An 18,386-nucleotide genomic window follows, 5' to 3' on the forward strand; every position below is an offset into this window, starting at 1 on the left:
ATCCAGCACCACTCGCCTACGCTCCTTCATCGCATCGGTCTCCAGCCACGGCATGCTCACCTCCATGCCAAAACTGTTACCGATGTATCCGGTCTATTCCGTCACCGATCTAATCGGTCTGTACACCTCCCTCTCCCCGCTCTCGCGGGGCGAGGTGTCGGGATGCAGGAGGGAGAAGAGCTGCAATGCAGGCGGATTATGTGATCATCGGCGCCGGCTCCGCCGGCTGCGTGCTGGCCAATCGGCTGAGCGAGGACGGCGCGCGGGTCGTGCTGCTGGAGGCCGGCCCGCGCGACCGCAACCCCTGGATCCATGTCCCGGCCGGCGTGCTGAAGCTGCTGCGCAATCCCGCCGTGAACTGGAACTACGGCACCGCGCCGGACGCGGGCACCGCCGATCGCACGATCCACTGGCCGCGCGGGCGCGTGCTGGGCGGCAGCAGCTCGATCAACGGCATGCTCTACATCCGCGGCAATGCCGCCGACTACGACGGCTGGGCGCAGCGCGGCTGCCGCGGCTGGGGCTGGGACGATGTGCTGCCCTACTTCATGAAGTCGGAGAACTATGTGTCGGGCGACGGGCCCAACCGCGCCAGAGGCGGGCCGCTGCAGGTCGAGGACTACCGCACGGTCCTGCCGCTGACGCATCGTTTTGTCGAAGCCGCGCAGCAGGCCGGCTTTGACCTGAGCCCCGATCTCAACGGTCCGCAGCAGGAAGGGGTCGGCTATTCCCAGATGTCGCGCAACGGCCGCTTCCGGGGATCGACGGCCACGACGTTCCTGCGCGCCGCACGTGGGCGCGCCAACCTGCATGTCGAGACCAATGCCGTCGCGACGCGGCTGCTGTTCGACGGGCGGCGCTGCACCGGTGTCGCCATCCGCCAGAACGGCGCCGAGCGCACGCTCCATGCCGCGCGCGAGGTGATCCTGTCGGGCGGCACCGTGAACTCGCCGCACCTGCTGCAGGTGTCGGGCATCGGCCCGGGATCGCACCTGCAGTCGATCGGCATCGCCGTCGCCCATGACCTGCCCGGCGTCGGCGCCAATCTCTCGGACCATTACTGCGCGCGCGTCTCGCAGCGCGTGAGGAGCGCCGTGTCGATCAACGAGCTGTCGCGCGGGTTGCGGCTGGCCGGCGAGGTGGTGCGCTGGCTGACGGTGGGGCGGGGCGCGCTCACCTTCGGGGTCAGCAGCGCCATGGTCCTGTGCCGCAGCCGCGAGGGCCTGGCGAGCCCCGACATCCAGCTTCTGTTCTCGCCGGCCAGCTACGATCAGCAGCGCTTCGGCGATCTGGAACGCGCGCCCGGCATGACCATCGCCTGCTCGATCGCACGCCCGGAAAGCCGCGGCACGATCATGGCCGCGTCGCCCGATCCGCTGGCGCGGCCTGTCATCCGGCCGAACTATCTCGCCGTGCCCGCCGACATGCAGGTCCTGATCGCCGGCATCCGCCACGCGCGGCGCATCTTCGCCGCCCCGGCGCTGGCGCAGCATTGTATCGAGGAAACCGTGCCGGGACGGCAGGCCGAGTCGGACGACAGCCTGGCCGACTTCGCGCGCCGCACCGGCACGACCGTCTATCATCCCGTCGGCACCTGCCGCATGGGCGAGGATCCCATGGCGGTCGTCGATTCCCGCCTGCGCGTTCATGGCATCGAGCGCTTGCGCGTGATCGATGCGTCGGTCATGCCCAGCGTCACGACTACCAACACTAACGCGCCCGCCATCATGATCGCCGAGAAGGGAGCCGCCATGATCCGCGCGGACGCCAAGGCGACCCTGTGAACTCTCAGCGGCGAAAGCTGGTTACCCTTTTGTGCCTCACAGGGAAGTGACGGCTCGCGCGATGCCCCGATGAACGGCGCCGCTGCGCGGGCTTGCATACTGCGGCGGCGCGGCTGGGATCAGGCAGGCTTGCCCGTGTCCGAGAACAATGAACGCCGCGCCCCGGGAGGAACATCATGACCGACTATTGTTGCGCGCGCGTCGGCTTCGTCGTGGCGGCCGCGATGCTGGCGTCCCTGCCTTTCGCCGCGGCACACGCACAGACGGCCGCGGCCCCACCCGCCTACGGGCTTGGCATCTCGCTGGACGCGGCGAAGAAGGCGATGGCTGCGGCCGAAGCTGAGGCCAACAAGAACAATTGGCCGGTCGCCATCGCCATCGTCGACAGCGCATCGAAGCTGGTGATGTTCGTGAAGATCGACAACACCCAGCAGGGCAGCGTCGATATCGCCATCGGCAAGGCGACGACCGCGGTCAATCTGCGTCGGCAGACCAAGGCCCTGCAGGATGCGATCGGACAGGGCGGCAGCAATCTGCGTCTGCTGGCGGTGCCCGGCTTGATGCCGCTGGAAGGCGGCGTGCCGATCGTCGGCGCCGACGGCAAGATCATCGGTGGCATCGGCGTCTCGGGTGTGATGTCGAACCAGGATGCCCAGGTTGCCGAGGCCGGTGCCAGCGCCGCCAAGTGACTTCGCTGACAAGTGACTTCGCTGACAAGTGACTTCGCTGACAAGTGACTTCGCTGGTGTGATGCGATCGGATGGTTCGCCGCGGGGAGGCGCGGCTCCTCCGTCCTCGCTGTCGGCTTCACACATCGTGACGGTCATTCCCGCTGCCCGGGAAGCCCCTTCTCCCCGCCTTCGCGGGGAGAAGGTCTGGTGTGCACCAGCCGGTACGGCGGAGCCCTGGCACGCTCGATGCACCGGCGATCCGCACTGGCCGGCCATGCGGCGCTGGAAGCTGTTTCCCCCGGCGTGCCAGCCGCTATAGTCCGCCACCTTTTTGCACGGGTATTTCGCGGAGCGATCGATGGCGGCGTTTGGCAAGGCTCAGTACATCAGTCGAGTTGAGGATCAGCGGCTGCTGACAGGCAAGGGCGGGTTCGCAGACAACGTGACGCGGACCGGGCAAGTCGAGATGGTGCTGGTGCGCTCGCCGCATGCGCACGCGGCGATCAGGTCGATCGATATCGCGGCGGCGAAGGCCGCGCCTGGCGTGGTGGCGGTCTACACCTGGGCCGACATGGCTGCCGACGGTGTCGACACTTTCGCTTTCCCCGCCATGTTCCCGCGCGCCGACGGCAAGAAGCCCGAGATGACCCCGCGCCGCTCGCTGGCGCACGAGGTGGTGCGGCATGTCGGCGAGCCGGTCGTGGCGGTGCTGGCCGCCACACGCGCCCAGGCGCAGGATGCCGCCGAGCTGGTCGAGATCGACTACGACATGCTGCCGGCCGTGGCCGACACCAGGTCGGCGCTGGCCGAGGGCGCGCCGCTGGTGTGGCATGACGCGCCCGGCAACATCATCGCCGTCAACCGCATCGGCGACCAGGCCAGGACCGACGCTGCCTTCGCGGCCGCCGCCCATGTCGTCTCGCTGGAGATCGAGCACCAGCGGCTGATCGTCAACGCCATGGAGCCGCGCGCCGTGCTGGCGGAGTGGGACGGCGATCGCATGGTCGTGCATATCGGCAGCCAGAATCCGTCGGTGACCCGCGACACGCTGTGCGACACGATCCTGAAGATGCCCAAGGACAAGGTGCGCGTGCTGGTGCGCGACATCGGCGGCGGCTTCGGCATGAAGGTCGGCATCCAGCCTGACGAATCGGTGGCGGTCTGGGCCTGCAAGATGCTGAAGCGGCCGGTGAAGTGGCGCGCCGAGCGCGGCGAGGAGTTCGCCGGCACGACGGCCGGCCGTGACCAGCTGCACAACGCGTCGCTGGCGCTCGACAAGGACGGCCGCATCCTCGGCCTGCGGCTGGAGGCCTGGGCCAATATCGGCGCCTATCCGGCGCGCGCCGGCGTCGTGATCCCGCTGTTCGTCGGCCCCAAGGTGGTGACCGGCACCTACGACGTCCCGACACTCGATTTGCGGCTGGCCTGCGTGGTGACCAACACGGCGACCATCGGCGCCTATCGCGGCGCCGGCCGGCCGGAATGCCTGCTCGACCTGGAGCGGCTGATGGACACGGCGGCGCGCCAGACCGGCATCGACCCGGCCGAGCTGCGGCGGCGCAACTTCGTGAAGCCGTCGCAGATGCCCTACAGGACGGCCATGGGCGAGACCTACGATTCGGGCGACTTCGACCTGTTCCTCAGCGGCGTGCTCAAGGCGGCCGACTGGGACGGCTTCGCGGCCCGCAAGACGGCCGCCGAGGCGCGCGGCAAGCTCTATGGCCGCGGGCTTGCCACCTATGTCGAGTGGACCTCGGCCAACGTGCTGCAGGAGATGGCCCACTACGAGGTGCTGGGCGACGGCAAGCTGCGCATCTGGATGGGCACCCAGGGCATGGGGCAGGGGCTGCAGACCAGCTTCACCCAGCTCGCGGCCGAGCTGCTGGGCATCGATGCCGGCAAGATCGAGATCGCCATGGGCGATTCCGACAAGGTCGGCGGCGTCGGCTCGATGGGGTCGCGCTCGGCCTATATCGGCGGCTCGGCGGTGGCGTCGGGCACCCGGAAGCTGCTCGACAAGGGCAGGGAGCTGGCCGCCGATGCCCTGGAGGCCGCCGTCGGCGACATCCAGTATGAGGCCGGCACCTTCCGCATCGTCGGCACCGACCGCGCGGTCGACCTGTTCGCGCTGGCGGCGCGGCAGCCGCAGAAGCGCATCTTCATCGAGAACGTGAACAGCGTCGACGGCATCGCCTGGCCCAACGGCGCGCATGTCGCCGAGGTCGAGATCGACCCCGACACGGGCAAGGTCGAGATCGCACGCTACACGACGGTCGACGATGTCGGCCGCCCGCTGCATCGGCCGATCGTGTTCGGCCAGATCCATGGCGGCTGCGCCCAGGGCATCGGCCAGGCGCTGCTCGAAGGCGCGGTCTATGACGCCGACAGCGGCCAGCTGCTGACCGGATCGTTCATGGACTACGCCATGCCGCGCGCCGACGACCTGCCGACATTCAACAACACGCTCGACGATTCGGTGCCGGCGCGCAGCAACCCGCTGGGCGTGAAGGGCGTCGGCGAGTCGGGCACTGTCGGCTCCACCCCCACGACGCTCAACGCCATCATGGATGCGCTCTGGCCGCTGGGCGTGCGCAACATCCAGATGCCCGCCACGCCGCACCGCGTCTGGGAAGCGATCCAAGCGGCGAGGGAGTAAGAACCCTCTCCCGCAAGCGGGAGAGGGAGGGGCCCATGGCGCTACGCGCCATGGGAGGGTGAGGGATCACAGACACGGCGCCTCGTGCTTTGCCCCTCACCCGCCGCGCGCTGTCGCGCGCGTCGACCTCTCCCGCTCGCGGGAGAGGTTAAGGCCTCTACGGCTGCTTGCCCTTCATCCGCTGGCGGATGCGCCAGTCCCAGGGCATCTCGAACTCGCTCGACCAGATGCCGCGATTGGCTTCCTTGGCTTCGGCTTGCTCCTTGGCGTAGGCGTCGGTCTGGCGCGGGTTCATGACCGCCCAGCCGTTGCGCACCATCCAGCGCGACAGGCTTTCACCGCCCAGGGTGCAGTCGCCGACGATCAGGCGCCGCAGCTTGTCCTCGACGATCACCAGGCAGCGTACGGTCTTGCCCGTCACCAGGTGGCTCAGCGCGCGCGCCGCATCCCGTCCGCATGTCCACGGTTTGCCGCCGCGCTTGCAGGTCTGCTCCACCGCCGGCGCGTCGATGCCCCAGAGCCGCACACGCTGGCCCTGAAGGGCGATCGAATCTTCGTCAAGGCCGGCTGCCGTCCCCGACAGGATCGTCTCAGCGCGCAGGGCGCTGCTCAACGCGACACTGCACACGACAAGGGCAACGAGGAGGCGAAGCTTCATACGAGGTTGTCAGGGAACACGAACGCAGGCGGCATGGCAAGCGCGTCATCGGCGCGGCAAGCGCCGTCGTGCGCGGCCCCGTGGCATTTGGCGAGCCCACCGCATCCGGGCGTCTGAAGGAGGCGAGATGGTCCATGCGGCGGTTGAACCGTTTGGCGTCAATGCCCCTGATTCGTGTCCTGATCGTGCGGCGGCAGGCGATCGCTTCATGACAATTCAGAGACAATGTTCCCTTTATGTCCTTAAATTCACGTAATTTTGCACTTTCGCGAAAGATGTCGTTATTTTTGTGAACATCATGTCAATGGAACGTGAACAACAGGCGTTTGATGCAAATTAATCCCTGCCCAAATCATGAACATCCAAGGTGGTGGTCGCGTCTTTTTGACGACCGCAAGACGAAGCGCCATGCGCAGCCAACACCAACCCTGCCGTGCAGATGCCGGCTTTGACGATGAGGCGGAGCGTGAAGGGTGGTCGGCTAGTGCAGCACCATCGCGCTGAACGGATGGACGTAGGCCTGCAGCATCACCAGGCCGCCCACCAGGCAGGCCAGCACGATCGAATGCCAGAACACGAAGCGCAGGATGGTGCCCTCGTGCCTGAACCAGTTGGTCGCGGTCGATGCCACCACGATCGACTGCGCATCGATCATCTTGCCCATCACGCCGCCGGATGAGTTGGCCGCGGCCATCAGCACGGGCGGCAGCCCCAGCTGCTCGGAGGTGATCTTTTGGAGGTTGCCGGTCCGGCGTCACGCCGCCGACCGCGCGCTTGAGCATCTCGAACCGGCCGGTGGACAGCGTCAGCTGATACATGAAGATGACGTTCAGCACGATCCAGCCGATGGGGAAGAAGCCCGAGACCGCGCCCAGCAGGGTGGCGCGGATCGACATGTTGGCCGGCATCGTGAAGATGAAGATCGCCACCAGGTTGGCGACGACCAGGGCGATGATCGCCGCGACATGAGCCTTGACCTTGTTGCTCGCGATCAGCACCAGCAGCGTGACCACGGGCGCCGCCGCGGCCAGGGTCGACAGCGTCGTGCTGCCGAACGGATCGTAGGTCTGGTTCCACATGAGCATCCCTGGCGTGGGCGTTGCATCGTCAACTCGAGGCCGGCGTGTTCCTGGACCTTCATCGGGTCGTGAACGAACACCCCTTGTCGTTGACGTCGCGGCAACGCTGGCTGTGGCCACGGCGGGATCCGGCCGTCAGGCGCGGCCGGTTGAATCGCGCACCATGCGATTGACAGTATGCCCTGGCAAGGCACCTTCTCCCCGCCTGCGCGGGGAGAAGGGACGTTTCCTGGACAGCCCTGCGCCACTGCGGGCGAGGGGTGAACGGCAGCATAGGTGATCGCGCCCTTCCGGCGCGGTGGAAGGTCAGCCCGGCGCCGCCCCCTGGGTGTTGACATAGACCGCGTAGAGCGACTGGCTGCCGGCCATGAACAGACGGTTGCGCTTGGGGCCGCCGAAGCAGACGTTGCCGCAGATCTCCGGTATGCGGATGCGGCCGATCAGCTTGCCCTCCGGCGTCCACACCGTCACGCCGCTGTAGCCCACGGCGCGGCCGGCGTTGCTGGCCATCCACACATTGCCATCGACGTCGCATCGCAGGCCGTCCGGTCCGCACTTCACGCCATCGACCATGCAGTCGCTGAAGAGCTTTCGGTTGGAGAGCTTGTTGTCGGTGCCGACATCGAAGACATGCACATCGCCCTTGCCGCCGGGGCCCGTGTCGCCCGGCCCCTTGCCGGTGCTCACGACATAGAGCTTCTTGTAGTCCGGCGAGAAGCACAGGCCATTGGGGTCCGGGACCTGGTCCTCGGGGACCACGAGGTCGACGCGGCCGCTGGGGTCGATGCGATAGCAGCTCGTCGGCAGCTCGCGCTTGGCGCTGCCGATCTCGGCCGCCTGCCCCAGGCGCGGCTTGAGCCGGCCGCCTGCATTGCTGGGGCCGCCGGCGGCGTCGGGCGCGCCCTCGTAGAGCTGGCCGCCATAGGGCGGGTCGGTGAACCAGTAGCTGCCGTCGGGATGCGGCACGACGTCGTTGGGCGAGTTCAGCCGCTTGCCGTTGTAGGAGTCGGCCAGCACGGTCACCGAGCCGTCGAGCTCATAGCGCACGACGCGGCGCGTGAGGTGCTCGCACGACAGCTGGCGGCCCTGGAAATCGAACGTGTTGCCGTTGCTGTTGTTGGACGGCATGCGGAACACGCTCACATGGCCGTCATCCTCGATCCATCGCATCTGCCGGTTGTTGGGGATGTCGCTCCACACGAGATAGCGCCCTTGCGCGTTCCATGCCGGGCCTTCCATCCATAGCGCCCCGGTCCACAGCCGCTGGATGGCGCTGTTGGGCTGGGCGTATTGATTGAACAGCGGATCGACCGACAGCACATCGGGGTCGGTGAAGTAGGTCGTCGGCGCCCCGCGCGGGCTGAAGTCGCGCGGCGGGGTGGTGATGGTGCTGGGCGGCGCCACTGGCCCCGGCTGCGCCTGGGCGAAAGCCGGCGCCGCGGCCGCCGCCGCCGTCACGGCGCCCATGGCGCCGACCAGCGTGCGACGCGACATCACCGCGCTGCCCGGGTCCTCGACTTTTTCGGAATGCTTCATCGTGTGTCCCTCCCGATGGCCTGTTGGAGCACTTCGGACACGCTACGCCGTTATCGCGACGGTCGATGATTGCGGCGACGCTAGCGCCGGGTCCGCGCCGCGGTCAAGAAGTTGCAGGGAAGCTGAGGATGCATCTATCGTCGGGGCGGACGGATGCCACCTGCAAGACCAGCTTGATGGAGGCCAGTCGCGACTGTCATCCCGAGCGCAGCGAGGGATCTCCCGCGAATGGCGCACGGTGCGTCACTCGCAGGAGATCCCTCGCTGCGCTCGGGATGACGGGTGTATCAGCGGCCCGCGATTCCAGGTACCAGGTGCCCAGGAGTGCTCCCTGATCTCCGCTTTCGGCCATGTGGGCGGAAGCGGGGACCGCCTTGAAACATTCGAACGCCTATGGCGTCGGTTGCCGCCGGGGCATCTCCGTGACCACGGTCTTCCGTCCTTTCCGGACGCGCGGATAGAGGAACCAAAGTCCAACCAAGACGAGCCATAGGACAGCGGCGATCGAACAGGCCAGAGCGGCGGAGTGGAGGATCAACCGTGCGATGAGATAGATGTCCAGAGCCAGGCCCGCCGCGAGCGGCAGCAGGGCGGCGCATATGAGGCGCGAGGCCAGGTCGACGAAGTACCGGGAAATGATGCCGCGCTCGGCCTGCCGCTGGAATGCCGCCGGCGTCATGAGCAACGCGGCGGCGATCGCAACCAGGCACGTTGCGGCAAGATGAAGCCCCTGCTCGGACGAGGACAGCGCCTTCTCGAAGCGCTCGTTGAAGACGGCGATGAGCTGAAAGCCGAAGAGCGCCTGAATGCCGGGCAAAATCATGCGCGCTTCTTCGATGGCGTGCGTGGCCTCTTCCTTCAACGATATTTTTTGCATTGATTCGGACATCGCCTGGATCGTGCTGGTCTCGCCATGGCACCTTCAATCGAACGGCAACGTTCGTTCGGTCGGCTTGTTCCACGGCAGGCCGATCCGCCGCCGGCCCGGCGGCACAGGCTGCGAAATCCCGCGCACATCGTAGCCCGCGCAGCCTGGCTTGCCGCTGCGTCGCCGGATTCCTGTGCCGCCTTGAGGGCGACACAAGCCGCATCTCGCAGCCCCTTCACGCGCCGGCCCCCGCGCGCAAGCGTCCACGCGGCGTCGACCGCATCCCGAGGACGGTATCTGAAGGATGCGATCTCTCGAAAATCTCCAGTGCATCCGCGGCATTTTCGGCGGCGAACGCGGTGACGTCGCGAAGATCGGCCATAGCCAGGATGATCTCGTTCGCCATGCCGAGCCTGCCCAGCACCTACGCGAAGCTGGAAAGCCATCCTGCCCGATCGCAAAGGTGGAAGGAGAGGGCAGCCGCTGTCCGCCATCGCCTTTGTCCGGTATTCGGGTCAAGACGATCATGGCGTCAGGGCAAGCCTGAATCCGAGAATCACAAGGATGGCGCCGAAGATCGCATCGATCGGCCGCCGAATCCTTGCATAGGCAACTCTGATCCGCTCGGTCGAGAATACCAGGGCGACAAAGCCGAACCAGCCAATCGAGACGGCGCCGACAACGACGAGCGCCGCTGCCTGAACCCAAAATGGCGCGTCGAGCGGCAGCACCGTGATGAACAGGCTGCCAAAGAACGCAGCTGTCTTGGGGTTGGTGATGCCGATTGCAAATCCGCTCCGCCAGGCCGATTGCGACGTCGTTGCCGTGCTTGCGGTCATCGTTCGTTGGGGGGCCTGGCGCACTGTCAGCAATATCCTGACGCCGAGGTAGATCAGATAAAGCGCGCCGGCGACACGGATCGCCATGTAAAGCCAGGTGGCGCGGACGAGAAGGACACCCAGCCCGAACATCGCCAACATTGCCCAAAGGAGGATCGCGGCCGTGATGCCGAGCGCAACCTGGAAGCCCTCCCGCCGGCTGGCCAGCGCGCGCGACGTGACGGCGAGGAAGTCCGGCCCGGGGCTCATCGCCGCGAGAAGGAAGACCAGGGCGATTGCCAGCAATTGCGGGATATGGCTCATCGGTGCTCCAGAAATCGGAGCAGCCCTATTCGCAGCTTTCGCATGAGTAAAATGAAAGATGCTCTATAGTATATGATCGCAGGTAATATAAGCATCCCGATGCTTCGGGTGCTGGTTTCCCTCAGCCGGACACAGAGCTTCAGCCGCACCGCCGAGCAGCTCCGGATAACCCGGCCGGTGGTCCGTCACGCGGTGCACGGTGTCGACGCTGTGATTGGTGTTCCGTTGATCCTGCGTGAACGAAACAGCGCCACTCCCGGGCGCCGCGTAAGCGACTACTGATAATCGTGCGCACGATCGGGCGCGGGCTGACAGGCGTGTCGGTCATGGGAGTGCTCCTGTTGTGAGCTGAGGTTCAGCTCAGCACCCCGATCCTCCAACAGAACCCTCCCTTTGATCGCTCCGATGCGCGCACCACTCGTCGCCCCACACTGCCGCGCGAGCGGTTTAGTCCCATGACCTGAAGCGGACATTGACCACGGTTGCCTGTGATGGGTCTAATCCCTACAGTGCAAGGCACCGGGCGCGATTTGGGGACCGCAATGCCCCGCGAGCAGCGACGACTGGCGGCGATCGTGTCGGTCGATGTGGCGGGCTACTCCCGCCTGATGGGCCGCGACGAGAGCGGCACGCTGGCGGCGCTCAAGGCGCTGCGGAGCGACCTGATCGACCCGAGGATCATTGAACACAGCGGCCGGATCGTGAAGACGACCGGCGACGGCCTCTTGCTGGAGTTCGCCAGCGTGGTCGACGCGGTGCGCTGCGTGGCCGAGGTGCAGGCGTCGATGGCGGAGCACAACGCCGATGTTCCGGCGGCGCGTCGCATCGAGGTCCGCGTGGGCGTGAACATTGGCGACATCATCATCGACGGCGACGACATCTTCGGCGACGGGGTGAACGTGGCGGCGCGGCTGCAAGAGCTGGCGGCACCGGGCGGGATCTGCGTCTCGGGCCGGGTCCAGGAGGATGTGCGCGGCAAGCTCGACATCGCCTTCGAGGATGCCGGCGAGCAACAACTGAAGAACATCGCCTGGCCGGTGCGGGTCTACCGGCTGAAAGCGGGCGGCGCGACGCAGGCGGCGCCGCCGCCCCTGGCGCTGCCCGACAAGCCGTCGATCGCGGTCCTGCCGTTCCAGAACATGAGCGGCGATGCCGAGCAGGAATACTTTGCGGACGGGATCACCGAGGACATCATCACGGCCCTGTCGCATATTTCCTCGCTGTTCGTGATCGCCCGCAACTCCAGCTTCGCCTATAAGGGCAAGGCCATCGACATCCGCCAGATTGGCCGTGAGCTGGGTGTGCGCTACGTGCTGGAGGGCAGTGTGCGCAAGGCCGGCCAGCGGCTGCGCATCACCGGCCAGCTCGTCGACTCGGAGACCGGGTCGCAGCTGTGGGCCGACAGGTTCGACAGCGTCCTGGAGGACGTGTTCGACCTGCAGGATCGGGTGACCATGGCCGTCGTCGGCGCCATCGAACCGTCGGTGACGCAGGCCGAGATCAGGCGCGCGAACCGCAAGCCCACCGAAAACCTGCAGGCCTACGACTGGCTGCTGCGTGCGATCGGGGAGCGACAGCTGTATTCGCGCGACAGTTATGATCGTGCCATAGGCATGGCGCGCCGCGCCATCGAACTGGATCCGCGCTATGCCCAGGCCTACGCCTGTCTTGCGGCCTGGATGCACGTTCGGTGGATTAATGGCTGGATGGAGGATGAAGCCGCGGAGACCGCCGAGGGCGTACGCTTCGCACACCGGGCTGTGCAGCTGGCGCCCAACGACTCGATCGTGCTGACCTTGTCGGCCCTTGCTCTGGGCCATCTCGATCGCGATCTGGCGAACGCCATTTCATGGCTCGACCGGGCGATCGTCCTGGATCCCAATTCGGCACGTGCATTCGGCCTGGGCGCGATCGTGCGGACTTTCGCGGAAGATTACGCCACGGCCATTGACCACGCTGATCGGGCCATGCGTCTGAGCCCGTTCGATCCGCTTTCTTCTTTTTTCAGCCTGGCACGAGGAATCAGCCATTTGCTTCAGCAGCAGTTGCCGGAAGCGGTGTCATGGCTGCGCAAGTCAGCCCAGGAAAACCCACACAACGCCCCCACATTCGTGTGTCTCGGGAGTGCGCTGGCCCACGCCGGGCAGATGGAGGAAGCCCGGGCGGCGATCCGGCGCCTGCTGGAATTGAACCCGACGAGCACTGTGAGCTGGCAGCGGCAGCATCTCCTCTTTCGCGAAGACGCCATCGAGTACCTGATGGAAGGCGCGCGGCTGGCCGGACTGCCGGAGTAGCGACTGCGCCCCTGGACGCCACCGTCCATCTCCAACGCGAGGGCCTCGGTGGCCAGCAGGTGGCGCATCCGGTGCGGGGTTTCCCCACTGATTCCCCACCAGGCGATGCGCTTGTTCGCGGTCCGTTGCTGGCTTTCGCGGGCGGCAGCAGTCGGCCAGGCGGGCCTTAAGTGCTGATTTTTCAACGAGAAAACTGGTGCTGCCGGACAGGATTGAACTGTCGACCTCTCCCTTACCAAGGGAGTGCTCTACCACTGAGCTACGGCAGCCCCGCAAGAGGCGGCGGGTATGCCATAGCGTCTTGGGCGCTTCAACCCCTTGCACAGGCGATCATGCGGTCATCCGCTGCGGCGGGCCGCAAAAAATATTGTTCTTTATACGAGTACAGTGTAAAGTCATCGCAGGCTGGGTGAGTGTCGCCAGGCACGCCATGGAGCACGGCAGGCATGACCACTTCGATCTCCTGCAGGGACGTCCGGTCGCGGGCGTCGCTGCTTTCTGACACTTCCGGAAAAACGGCGCGTGGGCGCCAAGTCACTGAAAGATCATTCGAAAATAGTTTTCGGTATTTCTGGCGCGGCGGCGGTTTGCGATTGTCGACAATCAGTTGCCAGGGCCTTATGAGCCAACCAGGCAATCCGGGGAGCCGCGCGTGAGCTACACGACCTTCGATTTCAGCGTCGCCGACCATGTCGCGCATCTGCGCTTCAACCGGCCCGACAAGCGCAACGCGATGAACCGTGCCTTTTGGCAGGAGATCCGCCACGTCTTCGCGGCCGAGATCGGCACGCAGCGCGCCGATGTGCGCGTCGTGGTGATCTCCTCGACCGGCCCGCACTTCACCGCCGGCATGGACCTGTCGGCGTTCACCGACATCGCGGCGGTCACCGGCGACCCGGCCCGCCGCCGCGAGCGCTTCCGCCGCGAGCTGCTGGCCTATCAGGACTCCTTCACCGTGATCGAGAAGTGCCGGGTGCCGGTGCTGGCCGCGATCCAGGGCGGCTGCATCGGCGGCGGCGTCGACATGGTCTCGGCCTGCGACATGCGCTATTGCACCGGCGACGCCTTCTTCGTGATCAAGGAGATCGACCTCGGCATGACCGCCGATGTCGGCACCCTGCAGCGCCTGCCGCACCTGATCCCGCAGGGCCTAGTGCGGGAGCTGGCCTATACCGGCCGCAACATGCCGGCGGACGAGGCGCTGCGCTGCGGCCTGGTGAACCGCGTCTATAACGACCAGCAGGCGATGCTCGACGACGTCATGGGCATTGCCCGCGACATCGCCGCCAAGTCGCCGCTCGCCGTCCATGGCAGCAAGGAGATGATCAACTATGCCCGCGACCACACGGTCGACGAGGCCCTGAACTACATGAGCGTGTGGAACGCCGCCTTCATCCACGGCGAGGACATGCCCGAGGCCTTCCGCGCCATGCAGGAGAAGCGGCCGCCGCGCTTCCTCGACCTTGCGGTGGGCGACAAGAGCTGAGCCGGCCGGTGCCTTCTGTCCGGAGGGCGCAAATTCACTAATTGAGCGCTTGCTTGTTTCCTTGTCTTGTGCGGACATCCGCGATCCGTGCTACGGACGCGGGCTTTGGATATCTCAACAGCTCAGCATGGTGGAACCATGGCGACCCTCTACAGCGGCGGCAAGATCTTCGACGGCGAGAAGGCGATCGACGGGCACGCGGTGCTCGAGGAGGATGGCCGCATCAAGCGGCTGGCGCCGGCGGGTGAGTTCGTCAGCTTCGCCGGGGCGCGTGTCGACACGTCGGGCGGCACGCTGCTGCCGGGCCTGATCGACTGCCACGTCCATTCGCTGTCGGGCGCCGAGGGCAATCCCGGGATCGTGCAGGACCGCATGACCGCGGCCCAGATCGCCGTGCGCGGCATGGAGTTCATGCGCGCGACGCTGGACGGCGGCATCACCGCCGTGCGCGAGTGCGGCGGCAAGGACTACATCGAGTTCGCGATCCGCGACGCCATCAACGCCGGCCGCTTCCTGGGGCCGACCATGCGCTGCGCCGGCCGCATGATCTGCATGACCGGCGGCCACGGCAACCGCACCGGCCGCATCGCCGACGGCGTCGACGAGGTGGTGAAGGCGGTGCGCGAGCAGATCCATGCCGGCTCGGACCTGGTCAAGATCATGGCCACCGGCGGCGTCATGACGCCGGGTGTCAACCCGGAGGATGCCCACTACACGGCGGGCGAGATCGCCGCCGGCATCACCGAGGCGACACGCTTCAACAGGACCACGGCCAGCCACGCCCAGGGCTCCGAGGGCATCCTCAACGCCGTGCGCGGCGGCGTCACCTCGATCGAGCACGGCATCTTCATGACCGACGAGTGCGTGCTGGAGATGCAGTCGCGCGGCACCTGGCTGGTGCCCACGCTGTCGGCCGTGAAGAACATCCTGCGCGGCGCCGAGTCGGGCGACCGCAGCATCCCCGACTACGTGATCGAGAAGTCGCAGCGCGTCTTCGGCCGGCATATCGACTCGGTGAAGATGTACTACGCGGCCGGCTGCAAGATCGCCATGGGCACCGACGCCGGCACGCCCTTCAACCGGCACGGCGAGAACGCCATGGAGCTGGAGTACATGTGCGAGATCGGCATCACGCCGCGCGACTCGCTGTTCTTCTCCACCGCCAGCGCCGCCGACCTGATGCGCCTGGCCGATCATGGCCGCATCCGCGAGGGCAATGTCGCCGACTTCCTGGTCGTCAACGGCGATCCGCTGGCCGACATCACCCGCGCGGCGCGCAAGGAATACCACCGCGTGGTGGTCAAGCGCGGCGTGATCGCGCGTGACAATCGCGCCGCGGCCAGCGATGCGCTGCGCATCGCGGCGCAGTAGGCTCTCCTGTCCGGAGGGATGTGATCCGATCGCGGTGGCTGCGTAGCGTCGGCGTGCGTCATGGCAAGCCCGGTGCGCCGGGAAGGACGCCCCTGACAGGGGCGCGGCTTGGGAACAATCGCGATGGATGAGTGGGTCCTCCTGGGACTGCTGGTCGGCGCTGCGGTGCTGGCGTTTCCGATCCTGGCCATCGTGGCCTTCGCGCGCGCCGGCACGGCGCAGCGGCGGCTCGACGCGCTGGAGCAGCAGGTCCGCTACCTGCAGGCGCAGCTCGCCGGCGGCCAGGCTGCGGCCGGCGCGCCCGTCTTGCCGCCGGCCGATCCGGCGCCGGCGGTGGCCATGCCGCCGCCGGTCGCGCCCTACGGGATGCCGGCGCCCGGCCAGGCGTGGATGCCGCCGCCGCCGGCGCCGATGCCACCGCCGCCGCCCTACATGCCGCCGCCAGCGCCGCCGCTCGAGCCTGCGACGGCGCCGCCGCTGGCGGCACGGACGGACGGCGCGGGCGGCTGGTCACGCGCGACCCTGGAGCAGAAGCTCGGCGGCAATCTCTTCATCTGGCTGGGCGGCATCGCGCTGGCGCTGGCAGCGCTGTTCCTCGTCCGCTATGCCATCGACCAGGGCTATCTTTCGCCCACCGTGCGCGTCGTGCTGGCCGCGGTGTTCGGTGGCGCGCTGATCGGTCTTTCCGATTGGCTGCGCGGGCGCGACGTGCGTGTCGCGCAGGCCGTGGCGGCCGCTGGCGTGGCGTCGCTGTTCGGCGCCCTGCTGGCCTCCGCGGCGCTCTACGATCTCATCCCGCGTCCGCTCGCCGGCGTGCTTGCCATGGCGCTCACGGCGCTGGCCATCGGCCTCGCATTGCGCCATGGCCCGTTCGTGGCGGCGCTGGGCTTCGTCGGCGGTGTGCTGTCACCCATCTTCCTGGGCAGCGACACCCCCAACGTGCCGTTGCTGTTCGGCTACCTGCTGGCGATCTCGACCGGCACGCTCGCCGTGATCCGCCATCGCGGCTGGTGGTGGCTGGGCTGGGGTGTGCTTGCAGGCGATGCGCTGTGGTCGCTGGCGTGGCTGGCGATGCGCCTGGACAACTGGTCCAGCCACGACGGCGAGCTGATCTGGGTCGGGCTGTTCCAGGTCGCTGTTGCCGGCCTCTTCGTCTGGGCCACCTGGCAGCGGGTGCGCGAGGAGGGCGACGCGCCGGCGACTGTCGTCGCGCAGGTCTGGGTTGCGACCCTGGTGACGGGCCTGATGATCGTGCTCGGCATCGCCGGCGCGCAAACGCAGCCGGCCGGCTGGCTGTGCCTGGTGCTGCACGCGGCCGGAGCATTCGCGCTGGCACGCTACGTGCCGCGCTATCAGTGGCTGGCCGTGGCGCCGGTGGCGCTGTCGCTGCTGGCCTTCATGATCTGGCGCGGCGATCGCTGGCTGGAGACGACGTTCACGCAGGTCGAGCCGTTCGCGCGCACCATCATCGTTCTGGGCGGCCTGCTCGCCGCCGGCGCCTACGCCTTGATGTGGAATGCCGGGCGTCCCGGCTTCTGGGCCGCCCTGTCGGTGGCCGCGGCCGTCCTGCATGGGCTGCTGGCCTATGGCGCGCTGCGCCACAGCCTGCCGGACACGTCATGGGGCCTGATCAGCCTCGGCCTCGCCGTGCCCTACCTGGTGGCGGCCGAGCGGCTGGCGCGCTGGCGGCTCAGCATGGCGGGCGCGACCGAGGCCCTGGGCTTCGTCGCGGTCGGGGTGGCGTTCTTCATCGCGGCCGCGGTCCCGCTGGAGCTGGAGCGGCAATGGATCACCATGGCCTATGCCTTCGCGCTGCCGGCCGTGGCGTGGATCGCCTGGAAGCTCGACCTGCCGATCCTGCGCGGGCTGTGCTGGCTGATCGTCGGCATCGTCGGCGTGCGGCTGGTGGTGAATCCGTCGGTGCTCGACTATTCGCTGGGAAGCTGGCCGCTGGTGAACTGGATCCTCTACGCCTATGGCGGCGCGGCGCTGGCGTTCTGGATCGCCAGCTGGTTCCTCAAGCTCTACGCCGATGACGCCCTGACCGTGGTCGTCGACGCGGCCGTGGCGCTGTTCCTGTTCCTGCTGGTGAGCTTGGAGATCCGCAGCCTGTTCCATCCCGATGGGTTGGCGCGCGAGCATATGGATTTTCTCGAGCGCGCGACCTACGTCGCAGCCTGGGGCGTGTTCGCCGTGCTGGCGCTGATGCGTGACAGCCAGTCGCCCTCGCCGGTCGGCCTGTGGGTGTGGCGGATCGCGGGCGGCCTGGCCGTGGCCGCTGCCATCCTCGTGCAGTCGCTGCTCTTCAATCCGGTGTTCGTGGGCGGCGACGTCGGCACCACGCCGATCGTCAACGGCCTGCTGCTGGGCTACGCCGTGCCGGCGCTCCTGGCCGCCGCTGCGGCGTGGTGGCTGGCGCGATCGAACGATGCCGCCTCGCGCGCCATCGCCGGCGCCAGCGCCGTCTTCCTGCTCTTCGTCTTCCTCTCGGCCGAGGTGCGGCACCTGTACCATCCGACTTTCGACGGCGATCCGTTCGATACCGATGGTGCTGAGCTTTATCTCTATTCGGTGGTGTGGCTGGCCTTCGGCGTGGCGCTGCTGGCGCTGGGCATGTTGCGGCGCATCCCGGCGGCGCGCCACGCCGGCATGGCGGTCGTCTGCCTGACGATCTGCAAGGCGTTCCTGGTCGACATGTCGGGCCTGGGCGAGCTGCTGCGGGTCTTCTCGTTCCTCGGGCTGGGCGCGGTGCTGCTGGCGCTGGCCTACTTCTATCGCCGGCTCGTCTTCACCGACGAGCCCAAGGCGCCGGCGGCAGGTCCCTGATATCGGAGGATGCGA

15 protein-coding genes, 1 tRNA gene and 2 pseudogenes are annotated in these 18,386 nt (G+C 67.3%); 9 read left to right on the top strand and 9 right to left on the bottom strand.

The window, feature by feature from the left end; genetic code table 11:
* Window positions 1–185 precede the first annotated feature (185 nt).
* The 3 genes from FHP25_RS37510 to FHP25_RS37520 all read left to right on the top strand — a co-directional run bounded on the left by FHP25_RS37510 (window position 186) and on the right by FHP25_RS37520 (window position 5,111).
* On the top strand, window positions 186–1,784 hold the full coding sequence (locus tag FHP25_RS37510; protein ID WP_147852125.1) for a GMC family oxidoreductase: 1,599 nt from the start codon (window positions 186–188) through the stop codon (window positions 1,782–1,784).
* Between the two features lie 176 nt (window positions 1,785–1,960).
* Window positions 1,961–2,473: a GlcG/HbpS family heme-binding protein gene (locus FHP25_RS37515; RefSeq protein WP_218578910.1), complete on the top strand. Its 513-nt coding sequence runs from the start codon at window positions 1,961–1,963 to the stop codon at window positions 2,471–2,473.
* Window positions 2,474–2,813: 340 nt separating this feature from the next.
* Entirely contained in the window at window positions 2,814–5,111 is a 2,298-nt protein-coding gene (locus FHP25_RS37520) for a xanthine dehydrogenase family protein molybdopterin-binding subunit (RefSeq protein ID WP_147852126.1), read from the top strand.
* 157 nt (window positions 5,112–5,268) lie between these two features.
* Here FHP25_RS37520 and FHP25_RS37525 read toward each other — a convergent pair whose 3' ends face one another.
* The 5 genes and pseudogenes from FHP25_RS37525 to FHP25_RS37540 form a co-directional block, all read right to left on the bottom strand.
* Window positions 5,269–5,769, bottom strand: coding sequence for a thermonuclease family protein (locus tag FHP25_RS37525; RefSeq protein ID WP_147852127.1), 501 nt, complete (start codon window positions 5,767–5,769; stop codon window positions 5,269–5,271).
* A 481-nt stretch (window positions 5,770–6,250) separates the two neighbouring features.
* A pseudogene (locus FHP25_RS42800) lies at window positions 6,251–6,514 on the bottom strand (L-lactate permease); the annotation flags it as partial.
* Window positions 6,510–6,848: pseudogene (locus FHP25_RS42805) on the bottom strand (L-lactate permease); the annotation flags it as partial. The pseudogenes FHP25_RS42805 and FHP25_RS42800, both read right to left, overlap by 5 nt.
* 306 nt (window positions 6,849–7,154) lie before the next feature.
* Window positions 7,155–8,384 carry an SMP-30/gluconolactonase/LRE family protein gene (locus FHP25_RS37535; RefSeq protein ID WP_147852128.1) on the bottom strand — a complete coding sequence of 410 codons (1,230 nt, stop codon included), beginning with the start codon at window positions 8,382–8,384 and terminating at the stop codon, window positions 7,155–7,157.
* Window positions 8,385–8,775: 391 nt separating this feature from the next.
* Window positions 8,776–9,207, bottom strand: coding sequence for a DUF6328 family protein (locus tag FHP25_RS37540; protein ID WP_218578912.1), 432 nt, complete (start codon window positions 9,205–9,207; stop codon window positions 8,776–8,778).
* Between FHP25_RS37540 and FHP25_RS41190 the strand changes: the two genes are divergently transcribed.
* Window positions 9,191–9,406, top strand: a complete 216-nt coding sequence (locus FHP25_RS41190; RefSeq protein ID WP_178134086.1) for a hypothetical protein — start codon at window positions 9,191–9,193, stop codon at window positions 9,404–9,406. The genes FHP25_RS37540 and FHP25_RS41190 overlap by 17 nt on opposite strands.
* 81 nt (window positions 9,407–9,487) lie before the next feature.
* Here FHP25_RS41190 and FHP25_RS41195 read toward each other — a convergent pair whose 3' ends face one another.
* Window positions 9,488–9,658: a hypothetical protein gene (locus FHP25_RS41195; protein ID WP_178134087.1), complete on the bottom strand. Its 171-nt coding sequence runs from the start codon at window positions 9,656–9,658 to the stop codon at window positions 9,488–9,490.
* A gap of 118 nt (window positions 9,659–9,776) precedes the next feature.
* On the bottom strand, window positions 9,777–10,394 hold the full coding sequence (locus tag FHP25_RS37545) for a LysE family translocator (protein ID WP_147852129.1): 618 nt from the start codon (window positions 10,392–10,394) through the stop codon (window positions 9,777–9,779).
* Between the two features lie 99 nt (window positions 10,395–10,493).
* Between FHP25_RS37545 and FHP25_RS42810 the strand changes: the two genes are divergently transcribed.
* Both FHP25_RS42810 and FHP25_RS37555 read left to right on the top strand, forming a co-directional pair.
* Window positions 10,494–10,676: a helix-turn-helix domain-containing protein gene (locus FHP25_RS42810; protein WP_178134088.1), complete on the top strand. Its 183-nt coding sequence runs from the start codon at window positions 10,494–10,496 to the stop codon at window positions 10,674–10,676.
* 260 nt (window positions 10,677–10,936) lie between these two features.
* The gene (locus FHP25_RS37555) at window positions 10,937–12,688 is read left to right on the top strand and encodes an adenylate/guanylate cyclase domain-containing protein (protein ID WP_147852131.1); all 1,752 of its coding nucleotides are present in this window, start codon (window positions 10,937–10,939) and stop codon (window positions 12,686–12,688) included.
* A gap of 194 nt (window positions 12,689–12,882) precedes the next feature.
* Here FHP25_RS37555 and FHP25_RS37560 read toward each other — a convergent pair.
* Window positions 12,883–12,957 (bottom strand) — tRNA-Thr (locus FHP25_RS37560).
* A gap of 41 nt (window positions 12,958–12,998) precedes the next feature.
* Window positions 12,999–13,388 (bottom strand): hypothetical protein, encoded by a 390-nt coding sequence (locus FHP25_RS37565; RefSeq protein WP_147852132.1) that lies wholly within the window; start codon window positions 13,386–13,388, stop codon window positions 12,999–13,001.
* On the opposite strand from FHP25_RS37565, the gene FHP25_RS37570 reads away from it, so the two are divergent.
* From FHP25_RS37570 to FHP25_RS37580, 3 genes are all read left to right on the top strand, one after another.
* On the top strand, window positions 13,341–14,174 hold the full coding sequence (locus FHP25_RS37570; protein WP_147852133.1) for a crotonase/enoyl-CoA hydratase family protein: 834 nt from the start codon (window positions 13,341–13,343) through the stop codon (window positions 14,172–14,174). The genes FHP25_RS37565 and FHP25_RS37570 overlap by 48 nt on opposite strands.
* Before the next feature lie 138 nt (window positions 14,175–14,312).
* Window positions 14,313–15,545 carry a metal-dependent hydrolase family protein gene (locus FHP25_RS37575; RefSeq protein ID WP_147852134.1) on the top strand — a complete coding sequence of 411 codons (1,233 nt, stop codon included), beginning with the start codon at window positions 14,313–14,315 and terminating at the stop codon, window positions 15,543–15,545.
* Between the two features lie 123 nt (window positions 15,546–15,668).
* Window positions 15,669–18,371, top strand: a complete 2,703-nt coding sequence (locus FHP25_RS37580) for a DUF2339 domain-containing protein (RefSeq protein ID WP_147852135.1) — start codon at window positions 15,669–15,671, stop codon at window positions 18,369–18,371.
* Window positions 18,372–18,386 lie beyond the last annotated feature (15 nt).

The sequence above is a fragment of the Vineibacter terrae genome (assembly GCF_008039615.1).
GTDB lineage: Bacteria > Pseudomonadota > Alphaproteobacteria > Reyranellales > Reyranellaceae > Vineibacter > Vineibacter terrae.

Excerpts from the sequence above, each read along its gene's own strand:
- FHP25_RS37510 (WP_147852125.1), top strand. The coding sequence starts at position 186 with ATGCAGGCGGATTATGTGATCATCGGCGCCGGCTCCGCCGGCTGCGTG.
- FHP25_RS37515 (WP_218578910.1), top strand. The coding sequence starts at position 1,961 with ATGACCGACTATTGTTGCGCGCGCGTCGGCTTCGTCGTGGCGGCCGCG.
- FHP25_RS37520 (WP_147852126.1), top strand. The coding sequence starts at position 2,814 with ATGGCGGCGTTTGGCAAGGCTCAGTACATCAGTCGAGTTGAGGATCAG.
- FHP25_RS37525 (WP_147852127.1), bottom strand. The coding sequence starts at position 5,769 with ATGAAGCTTCGCCTCCTCGTTGCCCTTGTCGTGTGCAGTGTCGCGTTG.
- FHP25_RS37535 (WP_147852128.1), bottom strand. The coding sequence starts at position 8,384 with ATGAAGCATTCCGAAAAAGTCGAGGACCCGGGCAGCGCGGTGATGTCG.
- FHP25_RS41190 (WP_178134086.1), top strand. The coding sequence starts at position 9,191 with ATGCCGGGCAAAATCATGCGCGCTTCTTCGATGGCGTGCGTGGCCTCT.
- FHP25_RS37540 (WP_218578912.1), bottom strand. The coding sequence starts at position 9,207 with ATGATTTTGCCCGGCATTCAGGCGCTCTTCGGCTTTCAGCTCATCGCC.
- FHP25_RS41195 (WP_178134087.1), bottom strand. The coding sequence starts at position 9,658 with ATGGCGAACGAGATCATCCTGGCTATGGCCGATCTTCGCGACGTCACC.
- FHP25_RS37545 (WP_147852129.1), bottom strand. The coding sequence starts at position 10,394 with ATGAGCCATATCCCGCAATTGCTGGCAATCGCCCTGGTCTTCCTTCTC.
- FHP25_RS42810 (WP_178134088.1), top strand. The coding sequence starts at position 10,494 with ATGCTTCGGGTGCTGGTTTCCCTCAGCCGGACACAGAGCTTCAGCCGC.
- FHP25_RS37555 (WP_147852131.1), top strand. The coding sequence starts at position 10,937 with ATGCCCCGCGAGCAGCGACGACTGGCGGCGATCGTGTCGGTCGATGTG.
- FHP25_RS37565 (WP_147852132.1), bottom strand. The coding sequence starts at position 13,388 with ATGCGCGACATGGTCGGCGACGCTGAAATCGAAGGTCGTGTAGCTCAC.
- FHP25_RS37575 (WP_147852134.1), top strand. The coding sequence starts at position 14,313 with ATGGCGACCCTCTACAGCGGCGGCAAGATCTTCGACGGCGAGAAGGCG.
- FHP25_RS37580 (WP_147852135.1), top strand. The coding sequence starts at position 15,669 with ATGGATGAGTGGGTCCTCCTGGGACTGCTGGTCGGCGCTGCGGTGCTG.